14 protein-coding genes, 3 pseudogenes and 1 riboswitch are annotated in these 12,597 nt (G+C 60.7%); of the genes and pseudogenes, 6 read left to right on the top strand and 11 right to left on the bottom strand.

Annotated features, from left to right (window positions below):
• Nucleotides 1-21: 21 nt before the first annotated feature.
• From AC244_RS13930 to AC244_RS37140, 5 genes are all read right to left on the bottom strand, one after another.
• Nucleotides 22-939: an oxidoreductase gene (locus AC244_RS13930; RefSeq protein WP_053249428.1), complete on the bottom strand. Its 918-nt coding sequence runs from the start codon at nt 937-939 to the stop codon at nt 22-24.
• A 49-nt stretch (nt 940-988) separates the two neighbouring features.
• Nucleotides 989-1,558: a TetR/AcrR family transcriptional regulator gene (locus AC244_RS13925; RefSeq protein WP_053249427.1), complete on the bottom strand. Its 570-nt coding sequence runs from the start codon at nt 1,556-1,558 to the stop codon at nt 989-991.
• 485 nt (nt 1,559-2,043) lie between these two features.
• Entirely contained in the window at nt 2,044-3,207 is a 1,164-nt protein-coding gene (locus AC244_RS13920; protein ID WP_053249426.1) for an IS110 family transposase, read from the bottom strand.
• A gap of 263 nt (nt 3,208-3,470) precedes the next feature.
• Nucleotides 3,471-4,364 (bottom strand): NAD(P)/FAD-dependent oxidoreductase, encoded by an 894-nt coding sequence (locus tag AC244_RS13915; protein WP_053249425.1) that lies wholly within the window; start codon nt 4,362-4,364, stop codon nt 3,471-3,473.
• Nucleotides 4,357-4,554, bottom strand: a complete 198-nt coding sequence (locus tag AC244_RS37140) for a hypothetical protein (protein ID WP_161807863.1) — start codon at nt 4,552-4,554, stop codon at nt 4,357-4,359. The genes AC244_RS13915 and AC244_RS37140 overlap by 8 nt, the downstream gene beginning before the upstream one ends.
• A 90-nt stretch (nt 4,555-4,644) precedes the next feature.
• Here AC244_RS37140 and AC244_RS13905 point away from each other — a divergent pair, with 90 nt between their 5' ends.
• The 3 genes and pseudogenes from AC244_RS13905 to AC244_RS13895 all read left to right on the top strand — a co-directional run.
• The gene (locus AC244_RS13905; RefSeq protein ID WP_053249423.1) at nt 4,645-5,292 is read left to right on the top strand and encodes a TetR/AcrR family transcriptional regulator; all 648 of its coding nucleotides are present in this window, start codon (nt 4,645-4,647) and stop codon (nt 5,290-5,292) included.
• Between the two features lie 34 nt (nt 5,293-5,326).
• Nucleotides 5,327-6,190 carry a class I SAM-dependent methyltransferase gene (locus AC244_RS13900; protein WP_053249422.1) on the top strand — a complete coding sequence of 288 codons (864 nt, stop codon included), beginning with the start codon at nt 5,327-5,329 and terminating at the stop codon, nt 6,188-6,190.
• A gap of 287 nt (nt 6,191-6,477) precedes the next feature.
• Nucleotides 6,478-6,705: pseudogene (locus AC244_RS13895) on the top strand (methyltransferase); the annotation flags it as partial.
• Nucleotides 6,706-6,876: 171 nt separating this feature from the next.
• Nucleotides 6,877-6,937, bottom strand: a riboswitch (Fluoride riboswitch).
• Nucleotides 6,938-7,151: 214 nt separating this feature from the next.
• Here AC244_RS13895 and AC244_RS13890 read toward each other — a convergent pair.
• Complete coding sequence (locus AC244_RS13890; RefSeq protein ID WP_053249420.1) at nt 7,152-7,934, bottom strand: universal stress protein; 783 nt, start codon at nt 7,932-7,934, stop codon at nt 7,152-7,154.
• Nucleotides 7,935-8,521: 587 nt separating this feature from the next.
• On the opposite strand from AC244_RS13890, the gene AC244_RS38060 reads away from it, so the two are divergent.
• The gene (locus AC244_RS38060) at nt 8,522-8,887 is read left to right on the top strand and encodes an EF-hand domain-containing protein (RefSeq protein ID WP_053249419.1); all 366 of its coding nucleotides are present in this window, start codon (nt 8,522-8,524) and stop codon (nt 8,885-8,887) included.
• Between the two features lie 26 nt (nt 8,888-8,913).
• Here AC244_RS38060 and AC244_RS36390 read toward each other — a convergent pair whose 3' ends face one another.
• From AC244_RS36390 to AC244_RS13870, 4 genes and pseudogenes are all read right to left on the bottom strand, one after another.
• The gene (locus AC244_RS36390; RefSeq protein WP_202596074.1) at nt 8,914-9,057 is read right to left on the bottom strand and encodes a hypothetical protein; all 144 of its coding nucleotides are present in this window, start codon (nt 9,055-9,057) and stop codon (nt 8,914-8,916) included.
• Nucleotides 9,058-9,294: 237 nt separating this feature from the next.
• Entirely contained in the window at nt 9,295-9,615 is a 321-nt protein-coding gene (locus tag AC244_RS13880; protein WP_053249418.1) for a hypothetical protein, read from the bottom strand.
• A gap of 117 nt (nt 9,616-9,732) precedes the next feature.
• Nucleotides 9,733-10,044 (bottom strand): annotated as a pseudogene (locus tag AC244_RS13875) (plasmid maintenance toxin (PemK-like)); the annotation flags it as partial.
• A complete protein-coding gene (locus tag AC244_RS13870; protein WP_053249523.1) occupies nt 10,031-10,309 on the bottom strand; it encodes a type II toxin-antitoxin system Phd/YefM family antitoxin in 279 nt (92 codons plus the stop codon). The pseudogene AC244_RS13875 and the gene AC244_RS13870, both read right to left, overlap by 14 nt.
• Nucleotides 10,310-10,385: 76 nt before the next feature.
• Here AC244_RS13870 and AC244_RS13865 point away from each other — a divergent pair, with 76 nt between their 5' ends.
• Entirely contained in the window at nt 10,386-11,546 is a 1,161-nt protein-coding gene (locus tag AC244_RS13865) for a site-specific integrase (RefSeq protein WP_053249417.1), read from the top strand.
• Nucleotides 11,547-11,611: 65 nt separating this feature from the next.
• A pseudogene (locus AC244_RS38055) lies at nt 11,612-11,767 on the top strand (type II toxin-antitoxin system VapC family toxin); the annotation flags it as partial.
• A 432-nt stretch (nt 11,768-12,199) separates the two neighbouring features.
• Here AC244_RS38055 and repC read toward each other — a convergent pair.
• Nucleotides 12,200-12,586, bottom strand: a complete 387-nt coding sequence (gene repC / locus AC244_RS38050; protein WP_234716929.1) for a replication initiation protein RepC — start codon at nt 12,584-12,586, stop codon at nt 12,200-12,202.
• Nucleotides 12,587-12,597: the final 11 nt, after the last annotated feature.

Here is a 12,597-nt window from a genome sequence, read left to right as displayed (position 1 = left end):
AATGCCGCCCAATGAGTGAAATCACGCGGCCGGGAGGCCGGGATCGATCCCTGTCATCGCCACCGAGACCTCCCACAGCCGCTTCGCAAGTGTTGGATCTTCGGCATGCGGCGCGCGCCTTGCTTTGCCGGCTACACCGCGGATTCCGCCAAAGCCGGTGGGACCGTAATACCCCCCAGGTGCCGCGTTGCCGGTTGCAGCCAGAAGCGCCGGCCACGCGCCCTTGTCAGCGCTGTTGAGCACCAGACCGACGATCGGGCCTGCGAGCTGGGCAAGCCCCATGTGACGACCAAGGCTCGTTGCGGCGATGCCAGGGTGGACGCCGATCGCCGTGACGGGTGACTTCGCCGCGCGCAGTCGACGATCGAGTTCGAAGAAGAACAGCGCGTTCGCCAGCTTACTGGCGCCGTAGCGATCATTCTTTTGGTAGCTCTTGTCGGCGTTCAGATCATCCCATTCGATCTTGGCCTTCAGATGCGCGACGCTCGAGGTCACGACCACGCGCGCGCCCGGCGTCTCGGCGAGCTTGGGCAACAGCAGACTGGTAAGCGCGAAGACACCGAGATGGTTGACGCCGAATTGCAGTTCGAACCCCTGCTTCGTCCGCATAAGCGGGGGGTTCATCACGCCCGCATTGTTGATCAGCCCATCGAGGCGCGGCTCTTTTCCAGCGATTTCGACTGCCGCTCGCACGGACTCAAGATCGCTGAGATCGAGCGGCAGCCATGCTAGTTCGCTGGCGGGCGTGATCTTTCGGATCCGGGCGATCGCGTCTTCCCCTTTTGCCTGATCGCGGCAGCCAAGCAACACACGTGCGCGTCGGGTGGCGAGGACGCGCGCAATCTCGAAACCGACGCCGGCATTGGCGCCCGTAACGATGAAGGTCTTGCCGGACTGATCCGGAACATCGGCTTCGGTGAAACCCTTGCTAATCGACATTTTTATCCCTTGTCTATGAGTGACTACATACTCATTTATCAGTTAAAACTTAGGCTGCAGACCCGTTCCAGAACAGGTCGAACCCGGCCTGTCGGATGGCATCACTTTCCTCGGGTTTGGCGGTGATCGCGTTGATGCTGATGTCGGCCAAGTCGAAGAGAATGGTATCAATGTAGAAGGCTATTCTGTCAGGCGCGGCATGGCCGGCAAGACACTCTTCAACCATCGCACGGGCATCCAACTGCATGGCGTGGCACCGGCCCCGGCTTTCCGCTGTCACGCGATCCGACACCTTCAACTGGCGAAGGGCCTTGCGCGCCGTGGCGTGAGCCAGCCCCCAGTCGATCAGACGGTTCCAAACCGCGAATAGCCGGTCTTTGGTGGAGGCGCCCGCGGGATATGGCGCCAGCATCGTATTCGTGAGGTCGGCCTCGATCTCGAGAAAGAGTTGGTTGAGCAGATCGTCCTTGGTTGGAAAGTAAGTGAACAACGTCCCCTCCGAAACGCCAGCAGCCTTTGCGATCTTAGCCGTGGACGCGCCAGTGCCCAGGCTGGCGACAAAGTCCGCCGCTGCATTGAGCAGTGCCTGTCGCTTTTCTTCACTGAGGGGACGCGCCATATTTCCGCTAGCTGAAAGTGAGTGAGTTGTTACTCATTTATATATATTGGATGAGATGAGATGGGTCAAGGAATGCAGTCACCAAATTTGCACTTCCCGCAAACGGAGGCTTTGGGCCGGAATTCCCCGAGCATCACGGCCACCGCGCACGATCACCGGCTGGTGGCATTTGCTTATATGAGGGGGGTCAACACTGAACTGTCGTCAGGATGGCATTTGTTGCACTCCGTCGGTTATTGCAGCATCCACGGTCTGAGCCCGATTGCGCGACGCGGCTCGTTGCCAAGCCAAATCCAACTTATATACGGTCGCTGTTCGAGCAGCGGCACCAACATCCCGCTTGCGAGCGGAGAGGGCTCAGGAGGACGATACCCTTCTACATAGCGGCCCATTTTCGGGCCAAGCAAATGCTCGGTTCGTCCAACCTGGATCCGCCAGGACCAATCGGATCCTGGAAGATTGCAGAATTCAGTTCGAGTAACCGATCAGGCCGTCTTTATAACCGCGCCCTCGATAACGACTCCGGCATTGACGTATTTCCACAGCGCGACGAGCAACTTGCGGGCGAGCGCGACAATCGTCGTCTTCTTGAGACGGCCACCATTCTTCTTCACCCGATCTCTAAACCACAAGGTGAGCGCCGCGTGCGATTGATGACGCACCCAAAGCCAAGCCATCTGGATCAACGTGGTTCGGAGCCTCGGATTGCCGGATTTCGAAACCCCTTGGTCGTGATCGACCGAGCCACTCTGCCAAGGCGTTGGCGCAAGACCGGCATAGGCGGCAACCTGTCGTCGGTTGTCGAAGTGACGCGACAGCCCCTCCGACCAGAGCACGGCGGCAAACTCCGGCCCGATGCCTTTAAGGGTGAGTAGCATCGTCGGTGCTGGCGAGACTACCTGTGTGGCAGCGAGCATGGCGTCGCGGGCGGCCTCGACAGCCTTGATCTGCTCGAGCAGCAGTTCCAACCGATCGAGTTCGCGGCCGATCTGCGCCTTCAAGTGTGCAGGCAACATACGGCCGTCGCCAGTCTTGCATTCCTCCAGTCGCACGCGTCGGTCGCGGCGCAGCGGCTCGTAGCCGGATACGCCCTGGCTGAACAGCAGGCCCTTAATGCGGTTGACGTGCCGTATGCGCTCGTTCGTCAAAGCCTGGCGCTCACGCGAAAGGCGGCGGCGGTCCTCTTCCTCGGGCGTCGGCACTCGGACCATCGCACACACCCGCGGCTCGCCCCGCTGATGAGCGAGCAATGCGCGAACCAGCGCTTCACCGTCGATCCTGTCGGTCTTGGCGCGCCGCCGCCGGCGCGAGGTTGCAATCGAGGCCGGATCGACGACATGGCTTTCTATCCCCTCGGCTTCCAACACGCGGTGAATCCAAAAGCCGTCGAGCCCGGCCTCCTGGATAACGATGATCGGAAAGCGCTCTCCGGTTCGCGCCTCTGCCTTCCTGTTGAGTTCGCCAAAAAGCGCCAGCATGCCGGTGACGTCGCCGGTCGCCACCGCGTGCTTAGACATCTTCTCGCCACCCCCCGGCGACAGCGACGTGATCAACCATTTTGATTGGCTAAGTTCTAAAGAGACGAAGATTGCGCCAAGATCAGTTCGGATAGCGGCTGACGCTTCGGATCGGTGAGCTGCAAACGGCATGCTTGCCTCCAAGGTAGGGTGTTTGTGGTTAGCAACCTCACCCTGCCACAGTGCTCGTCGCTATCCACCCCGCTCATAGGATCTACATAATTCCGCTTAAGTGCACGAAGGTTGCGGGGCTAGGCGGCGTCGCTCGGCAGGTGCCTCCGTCACCACACGATTGCGGCCGGAGGTCTTAGCGAGGTAGAGCGCCCGGTCCGTCCGCTGCCCGCAACCTTCTGAATATGATAGCCCGCGGCAACCGGAGAAGGGAATTTGTGCTCTCAAACCAGCATCGACTGCTGGGCGAAGATGCCCGCCATCGCGCCGTGCGATGATGCCGTGGTGACCGAGGCCATGAGGGGGTTGGCGAGGTCGCCGGCGGCGTAGATGCCGGGAATGCTAGTTTCGCGGCGCTCGTCGACCTTGAGGGCGATGCCGAGGGGCGTATCGACCGTGGCGAGGCCCAGTGATTCATGCAGGCTTGCGGACGGCTTGTTGCGCGGATGCGCGAACAGGATGTCGACCGCGACATTGCGGCGGGTATCGAGATTGACGGTGGCGATATGGCCCCCTTGATGGGCGATCTCGGTGATCCGGCCATCGACGACAGGTATGTTGCGGCGCGCCAGATCGGCCCGGATATCGGGTGGAATGTCGTGACCATCGGCGAAGAGCGTCAACGTGTCGGTCCAATCGTGGTACAGCCTGACATAATTGTGCGACTGCGGGCCGGACCAGACGAGGCCCCAATGCTGGCCGGCGACTTCAAAGCCGTCGCAATAGGGGCAGGGCACGATGGACGTGCCCCAGCCTTCGGCAAAGCCCGGAACATCAGGCATCTGGTCGGCGACGCCATAGCTCAGGATCAGGCGGCGGGCCCCAAGGCTTTCGCCATCGCCGGTGAGGACGGAGAAATCGTCGATGGCGCCGGAGATGCTGTCGGCCCGGGCACTGACCAGCCTGATCGTGGGATAACGCGCTAGCTGCTGCCGCGCCTCGGCTAGGATGTCCAGCGGTGGCTTGTGATCGTGACCGAGCAGGCCATGCGAGTGGCTGGCGAAGCGGTTGCGTGGCAGGCCGGTATCGAGAACGGTGACCTTGCGGCGGGCGCGGCCGAGCTGCAGCGCACCGGCGAGACCGGCAAAGCTGCCGCCGATGATGACGACGTCATCCATGGTGATGGGCTCCGTGTTGTGGTTGGAGGGGGTTGGGCTGGGCCTGGCGCGCAATATCGTCCAGCGATACGCGCTCGAGACGGGCAGCGAGCCGGGCTTCGGCATTGGCGAGAAAGTCGCCCATCACTGTGTTGATCGACCGGACGGTGCCGCATTCGATATCGCCGGGCGGCCCGGATTTGGAGGACATGGTTGAAACCTACCCAATGGCTTGCACATTTTAGAAACTGTATGGTATCGTAATGCAAGAATTAGGATACTGTCAAGGACTGGAATTGTCGTGACCGAAAACAGCCAGGGCCGGCGCGGCCGGCCCGCCAACGAGGCGCTTGGCCAAACGATAGTCGACGCCGCGTGCGAACTCTTTGTGGAATTGGGTTTTCAAGCGACGACATTGGACAAGGTCGCCCAGCGAGCGAAGATATCCAAGCTCAGCATCTATCGGCACTTCGAGAACAAGGAGGCGCTGTTCAGCGCGGCCATCGCGGCCCGCTGCCATCAGTTTGCACCCCAGGCACTTTTTGAAGGCGTCGACGGTTCGGCCGAACATCAGCTCATGGCGGTGGGATCATCCCTGCTTCGCACGCTGTTGAGCCCGGACGTCCGCAGTGTCGAAGCCATGATCATGGCCGACAAGACGAATCAAAAGTCGTTAAGCGAGCTCCATTACGAAGCCGGCCCCGCCCATGTCATCGCCCAAATCGAGGCCCTGTTGCGTCAGTTGCACGCGAAGGCGGTTCTGAACGTGCCCGATCCTCTCCGGTCCGCCCGCTTGTTTGCCGCGCTTTTCAAAGGATCCGATCTCCTGATTATCGCACGCTTCGATGAGGCGAGAGCAGAGGACGACAACGAAATCGAATCCTATTGCCGGTCGGCCGTCGCCATGTTCATCGCCGCGCACGGTGGCAACGACCACGCGGGCGGATAGCCTAGTTAAGAACGGATCAGAACAAGGATATGGCATGGCAGAGCAAAATGCCGATCAGATCGCCGACTGGAATGGCCAAAGCGGGGAGCGCTGGGTCGCTTACCAGGCCCGGCTCGACGCCATGCTGGCGGCGTTTGGCCAGGCCGCGATCGAAGCCGCCGCGCCCGCCACGGGCGAGCGCGTGCTGGACGTCGGCTGCGGCGCGGGCGCGTCGAGTCTGGCTCTGGCCGCCCGCGTCGGCGCGGGGGGCCAAGTGCTGGGCGTGGACATATCCGAACCGCTGATCGGCCGAGCGCGCGCACTTGCGCCACAGGATACGCCGGCCCTGTTCCGGGTGGCCGACGCCAGCAGCGCCGAGCTGCCCGAGGGCGCGTTCGACATCCTGTTCTCGCGTTTCGGGGTGATGTTCTTCGACGATTCGACAGGCGCATTCGCGCATATGCGCCGTGCGCTCAAGCCGGGCGGGCGGGTCGCTTTCGTCTGCTGGCGCGGCGCGGGCGAGAACGATTGGGTGCGCTTGCCGATGGGCGCGATCAAGGGCATCGTCCCGCCGACCGCGCCGCCCGATCCCGAAGCGCCCGGCCCGTTCTCGTTTGGCGACCAGGGGCGGGTGGCGCGTATTCTAACGGCGGCTGGCTTCACCGATATCGCTATCGCGCCATTCGATGCTTCCATCCCATTCGGCGAGGGGGGGACGCGGGACGCGGCGATCGACGACGCGGTGGAGTTGGCGTTCGAGGTCGGCCCGCTGTCGCGCGCGCTCGCTGATCAGCCCGACGACATCCGCGCCCGCGCCTCGGCCGCGGTTCGTGCCGCCTTCGCGGACCGCCCCGGCGAGCGGTCGGTGATGATCGACGGCGCGGCGTGGATCGTCACCGCGCGCAATCCGGCAAGCTGACAGGGATTAACAGGGGGAGACGCCCCGTCTCGATGGCTCGGCGTCGGCCGTGACGCGATCGACCCCGCACCGCTTGCGGCCGGAACGCAGAGGAGGTAGGGCGGCGGGCTTTTGTCCCAGGTCGCACCGCTGCCATTGGTTTATATCACGCTCATCGGCGACTACCTCTGGAACGAAATTGACCGCCCCCTCGAACGATTCAGGCCAATCCGCGCTAACCACTTCAATCCAAACAAGTCAATTTCCCTTAGCGGGTATTAGTGCAGTAATGCCCACAGAGCCCCCAAAGCGGCAACTTCTTCGACGGCCCGATGCCGAATGCGGATGTGATCGTGATGGGGCACATCCTGCACGACTGGGATCTTGCCGAGAAGAGGAAGCTCTTGGAAAAGGCCTTTGCCGCGCTGCCGAACGGCGGGGCCCTGATCGTCTACGACGCCGTCATCGACGACGAACGCCGCAGCAACGCCTTCGGCCTGCTGATGAGCTTGAACATGCTGATCGAGACCCGCGGACACGGCGGAAGAGGGGACCCTTTGCAATCCGGGCGAACTTGATCCACACATTTTCCATCGCACGCCTCCATCCGGCGATTGCGCCGGTCCGGTTTCGTCATGCGTATGGAATTTGACGTGAGGGACGATTCTGCCCTTGGGGCGTGTCAGACATGCTCCTGCCATCACTTCCATGCGGCAGGAGTCATCAGCTCGACGAGCGGTTTCGGGGAACTCCATCCCCATCTGCGCGTCGATTATAGGTCACCTCTTCAAATCGGCAAGCGGGCTCGGCAATCAGGCGTGGCGCATTCGTTTCACAAAGATGTGCATCTCCTCGACAGTGCAGTCGATCAGATCCGGAGTAACATGCGCAGCAGCGCGAGTGTTCCGACGCACAGACCGCCGCGCTGCCGATTGAGACAGCCACTGCTGGCGCCAGTGTGCATTCCAGCGGCAGCCGCCAGTCAGTGGGACATGAACACCGGCATGGAGACGTTGCTCAACAGAACCTTGGTAGCTCCACCGAACACGGCTTCGGAAAGGCGTGAGTGGCCGAAGGCGCCGCATACGATAAGGTCTGCATCTCCCCGATCGAGGCCTGCGAACAAGGCGCTGGTCATATCCGTTTCACCGCCGTCGCGCCAACCCGCCAAAGTGACCCTCACGCCGTGACGTTCAAGGTGCGCCTTGATGTCCTGCACGTCCGCGTTATCGTTACTGTAGTTGGGTGCGAAAATGAAGAGATAGACCTTCTGCGCCGCTCTCAGGATCGGCAGGGCGTCGTGAACGGCGCGGGTTGCCTCGCGACTGAAATTCCAAGCGACGACGACATTGTTCCCTATTGGATTCTCGGCTCTCCAGCCGGCGGGAAGTACCAGCATCGGGACCCCGGCACTCAGAAGAACGGCCTCCGGGACGGCCGGATTGGAGAGATGACGGTCGTCGGGGTTCGCTTGCGTGGCGATCAGGAAGTCGGCGCAATGAGACGACAGCTCCTCCGCCGTCCGTGCATCCGGTGGCGCCTTTCGATATTCGAAGTCGATATTCGTTCCCTGCAGTGCGGTCACGAACAACTGTCGAATGGCGAGCGCCGCATCGCGGCTCTCTCCTTCAAGAGCGGCCTTCGTGCTAATGTCGACGCCAACGAGCCTCGCACCGTACTTCGCGGCGAGATCGACCGCGGTATGGACCCGGTTGGTGCAGTGCACGCCCGCATCCAGATACACGACGATATCTCGAAAGGACATGATCTTCTCCCTTCGAAGACCGTTGAAATCAGCCCCGCGCCGAAATCCAAATCCAGGAATCATCAGCCCACAGGCGATTAACGGTGAACTCATCTACCTTAAATATTCAACGTTGGAGAGCAGTCAACGGTTCCCGAGCAATATATATTGCCCGCAGCAGCCTCTAGAGGGGCATTTACGCATTATATAAGTGCAAAACGACACATGGCTGCACCGATGCGATCGGTTGTGTCATCGTTGCTTCGTCGGCGGTCGCGTCGTCTGTGGTTGCCGGTGTCTTGATGAAATCTAACGCGTACATCCGCGCAGCTCATTGTACCGCTGGACCTGATCCTGGAATTTTCTCGACTGGTTCGCTCGCCATGGCCATCCAATTTCCATAGAGGTGAGATTTTTCAGGCCTTCTAATCTAATCCCTGTAGTCACTACAGGCTCAAGGGAAATTGACATACCCGAGACAGGGATTTGACCAAAAACAACCCTACCACTCTGCTTGGGTGCTATCCTTCAGTATATCGCAGCATCTGTGTCTTGCGTTGGCGTTGCTGCTTCACGCCAGTCGATCCACGCAGTCGAAGGAGGACATGATGATTTCGACAAAATTCGCCGGCATGGTGGTGGCAGCCATGCTCATCCCTCTCGGTTTCGTTGTTCCAATCTTCGCTCAATCTGGGGATAGCGGCGCTCCATCGCCGGAAGCCCAGCGGGATCAGGCGCAGACGATGCCGGGGATGATGATGGGCGGCCGCCAGCACCGAATGATGGGCGGAATGGGACCCATGCACGGACATATGATGAAGATCATGTTCGCGATCGCGGATGCCGACGGGGATGGGGCGTTGTCATTCGAAGAGGTCACAGCCATTCACAAGCGGATCTTCGACAGTGTCGATGCCAACAACGACGGCAAGGTGACCCCGGAAGAGATGCTTGCATTCATGCAAGGTCAGTAACCGCGCCGCCGGTTGGTGCGTCACGGTCAATCGTTCCCGCCGGGCGAGAGGCTATCGATGATACGGCATTCGGCGACCGTGCCGCATTGGCAGGTCTCGATGATCCGATCGAGTTCCGCCTTCAGAGCCTCCATCGACGAAAGGCTGAACTGCTCAAAGTTCTCGAGCACCCGTATATCCGCTGCACACCAACGCGTCGGAGAACGATATTCGTTCCTTCGTTACCAGGCGCAAGATCTCCGGCGGCACCATAAGCCTCGACGGTCGCATCGCCCGCGACGTCATGCTCGGGCTGATGAAGACCTGCCAAAAGCTCGGCATCTCCTTCTATCATTTCCTGGGGGATCGCCTCGCTCAGGACGGCCAATTCCACCTTTGTCGCAACTCGTCATGATGGCGAGTTAAAGTCACGCCTTTCTTGAAAACGGCACCAGCTTGCCGCTCTGGACCTCGTCAGGTCGCTTTTCCTTTCGCAGCAACTGCGGTGAGACATTCCATTGGCGGGCGTTGTCGCCGTGCACAGTCACCGTTTTGCGGTTGCGACGGATGACGATTCCGGCCTGCGTCTGGCCGCTATTGTCTTCGAACACCACGCGCTCGCCGATCGCCAGTTCAAGCAAGGCATGCGTCGTCTTCTGTTGATGCAGAAAGTGGAGCCGATCGACGACCGCATCGTGCAATTCGATCAGTTCTGCTTCACTCAAGCCGTCAAGGTCGATCTTGTGCATCCTGGGCCTCCATCCGGAGCGATCGTTACTCCGAAATTCGACCAATGCAACGCCGATCAACAGCTACCCACAACATCATCAACCAACTGTGTTTCGTCGCCGCCACCCATTCTGCTCCGGCCGGACGTCCGGCCCTGGCCAGGCAAAGCGGTTGCTTTCCGTCAAAACAATCCAGGAGCGTTCGTCATCCAGCCCCAAACGACGCTTTGTCGCCGGCGGAATCTCGACTGCCTCGGCCGGGTCGGAGGGCGGCGTATGCGTGATCGGAAGTACGCGGACCACCGGCGTTCCATCTTCCAAGGTGGCAACGATGGCAAGAACGAGCGCCGGGCGATCCTTGTCACCCTCTTCTCGTCCCTCCAAATGTTGCCAGTGCCAGAGATAGGAATAGCGGAAGACCCAGCCGACCTTCGGCTCAGTCGGCAGCATTCTTGTCCTTCGTCAATTCGGCATTGAGATGGTCAAGTCCAGGATCCATCGTGGATTTTTCGACTGCAGCGAGCTCGTCCGCATCCAACGCGCTCGTCAACTCGACTCGGCGCTCGCGCCGCATCAAGCGAAGATAGTCCTCATAGGCGATCAGAACGGTGCGCGGTCGGCCGTTCTTGGTGATAATCAACGGCTCGCGCACGGCTGCGTCCTGATAGGCTCCAAAATTCTTGGAGACCGCAGCGGCGGTGACGGTGGATGTCATCATGCACCTCCATTTTTCCGTAAAATACGTACTTTACGGAAATTTACAAGATGCCAACGCCAGCAAGAGAATCAATATGGCCAGAAAGAAAGCAACGGATGCCGTCCTGAAACGCTCAGAAGAGCTCGACGCCCTCGATGCGGTCCTGCCGTTCGATCGGCGCGACCAACTTGCGGCCCTGCTGACCGATGATGACGTCGCGACACTGAAACACCTCGCGAGCGAGGGCATGGGCGACAACACGCTGCGGGCGCTTGCTTCGGATCTCGGCTATCTCGAAGCCTGGTGCCAGCTCGCAACCGGCGCTCCCCTCCCCTGGCCTGCACCCGAAAGCCTGCTTCTCAAATTCGTCGCTCATCACCTCTGGGACCCGGCTAAGCGGGCCGAGGATCCCAGCCATGGCATGCCAGCGGAGGTGGAAAGCGGCTTGCGCTCCCAACGCCTCTTGCGCGCCGCCGGGCCACACGCGCCGGACACAGTGCGGCGACGGCTGACGAGCTGGTCGATCCTCACCCGTTGGCGCAGCCTCACCGGTTCGTTTGACGGCCCTTCGCTGAAATCCGCACTGCGCCTCGCCGTCCGTGCCAGTGCGCGGCCACGGCAACGCAAGAGCAGACAAGCGGTGACCGGCGATGTCCTGGCCAAGCTGCTGGCCGCCTGTGCCGGCGAACGCCTGGTCGATCTGCGCGATCGTGCGCTGCTTCTGGCTGCATTCGCCTCCGGCGGACGGCGTCGATCGGAGGTGGCAGGACTGCGGGTCGAGGATCTCACCGACGAAGAACCGGTGCGGACAGATCCATCTGTTCCAGACTCCCCTCGCCTCCCCTGTCTGTCGATCCACCTTGGTCGCACGAAGACGACAACGAGTGATGGCGGCGAACAGGTGCTGCTGATCGGCCGGCCAGTGATGGCGCTGAAACACTGGCTCGATGATGCGGGCATCAACGAAGGTCCGGTGTTCCGACGCATTGACCAGTGGGGGAATATCGATCGGCGGACACTGACGCCACAGTCAGTGAACCTGATCCTGAAAAGCCGGTGCAAACAGGCGGGACTCGATCCAACGCTGTTCTCGGCACATGGATTGCGGTCAGGCTATCTGACTGAAGCTGCCAATCGTGGCATCCCCCTCCCCGAAGCGATGCAGCAGTCGTTGCACAAGTCCGTGACGCAGGCGGCTCGTTACTACAATGATGGAGAGCGCAAACAGGGACGTGCGGCGAGGCTCATAACTTGACAGTCGAACGTGGGCTGTCCGGGGATCAATTGCATTGCTTCGACTCTCCACGGCGTTTCATCTGAGCCGCCACGATCCTTGAACTGGCCATCGTCATCGAGGCTCGCCTCGGCGAGGCGGGTGCCGCGGAACTCGATCTATGGCTCTACAAAGCGGGTGTGGAAGTTGTCGCTGTCGACGCGGAGCAGATCGCCGTTGCAAGGCGACTTTGCCGAGAATTCAGTTCTCCGGCTACATGTTCACGTACCGTCTCTGAGAGTATCATACCGCCTGGTTGGGCCAGTGCCTGTAGCCGCGCCGCGATGTTGACCCCTTCCCCATAGAGATCACCGACATCGACGATAACGTCCCCCAGATTAAAACCAATACAAGCCCGCATAAACGCACAAATGGCTCCTCGGCCGCCTTAGGATCCTACGCGCCTGCCGCTTCAGCGCCGTCACTTCGGCACTTCAAAACGCGAACAATACATTGATTTTTCATCGTAATTTGGCGAAATTGCCGGCCGGCAACTCTCACGGGAGCCACAATACCGCTGTATCCGCGGTTGAGCGCGGCGTCTTCGACCAAAAGCGCCGAGAGGTCACCAATTCCAGTGGTCGTCACCTCTTCAATCGTCCGCCAATCCCACTTCACTTATGGGCCTCGCTCCATCAGCAGCGACCTCGTGCCTCCACCAACCTTGCACTGACATAGCCCATCTCATTGGATCTCGGTTCCAATTTCGTGATATTGCCGGCCGGCAACTCCACACCAAACCGCCTCACAAAATCATGGCGCCTTCCTCGCGCGTTGCCAATCTGCGCTGGTATCTGCGCAGTCAGCACCGGCCCTGACGAAAACTCGCCGCGCCGCGTTCTCGCGGTCAGTTCTCGAAGGTAACCGCCGGCTGAGTTGATATGCTCTGCCCGCTCCAGGATGCAGGCCATCACCGCCGCCGCATTCTGCGGCCCCATCACCTCGCAAGCATCCTGGTAGGCCGATGGGCTGACGCCAAGCATCAATCTGACGACAATCGCGCCAGCTCCCAACGGTGCCATCTGGTCCATCG

This window comes from Ensifer adhaerens (assembly GCF_001270265.1).
GTDB lineage: Bacteria > Pseudomonadota > Alphaproteobacteria > Rhizobiales > Rhizobiaceae > Ensifer > Ensifer adhaerens_B.
This window is presented reverse-complemented; position numbering and strand designations above follow the sequence as displayed.

Bases quoted from the DNA above. Each gene is read 5' to 3' on its own strand.
- AC244_RS13925 (WP_053249427.1), bottom strand. From the start codon at position 1,558: ATGGCGCGTCCCCTCAGTGAAGAAAAGCGACAGGCACTGCTCAATGCA.
- AC244_RS37140 (WP_161807863.1), bottom strand. From the start codon at position 4,554: ATGTCCTCCAAATCCGGGCCGCCCGGCGATATCGAATGCGGCACCGTC.
- AC244_RS13900 (WP_053249422.1), top strand. From the start codon at position 5,327: ATGGCAGAGCAAAATGCCGATCAGATCGCCGACTGGAATGGCCAAAGC.
- repC (WP_234716929.1), bottom strand. From the start codon at position 12,586: ATGGCACCGTTGGGAGCTGGCGCGATTGTCGTCAGATTGATGCTTGGC.
- AC244_RS13880 (WP_053249418.1), bottom strand. From the start codon at position 9,615: ATGCACAAGATCGACCTTGACGGCTTGAGTGAAGCAGAACTGATCGAA.
- AC244_RS13920 (WP_053249426.1), bottom strand. From the start codon at position 3,207: ATGCCGTTTGCAGCTCACCGATCCGAAGCGTCAGCCGCTATCCGAACT.
- AC244_RS13865 (WP_053249417.1), top strand. From the start codon at position 10,386: ATGGCCAGAAAGAAAGCAACGGATGCCGTCCTGAAACGCTCAGAAGAG.
- AC244_RS13930 (WP_053249428.1), bottom strand. From the start codon at position 939: ATGTCGATTAGCAAGGGTTTCACCGAAGCCGATGTTCCGGATCAGTCC.
- AC244_RS13870 (WP_053249523.1), bottom strand. From the start codon at position 10,309: ATGACATCCACCGTCACCGCCGCTGCGGTCTCCAAGAATTTTGGAGCC.
- AC244_RS38060 (WP_053249419.1), top strand. From the start codon at position 8,522: ATGATTTCGACAAAATTCGCCGGCATGGTGGTGGCAGCCATGCTCATC.
- AC244_RS13890 (WP_053249420.1), bottom strand. From the start codon at position 7,934: ATGTCCTTTCGAGATATCGTCGTGTATCTGGATGCGGGCGTGCACTGC.
- AC244_RS13915 (WP_053249425.1), bottom strand. From the start codon at position 4,364: ATGGATGACGTCGTCATCATCGGCGGCAGCTTTGCCGGTCTCGCCGGT.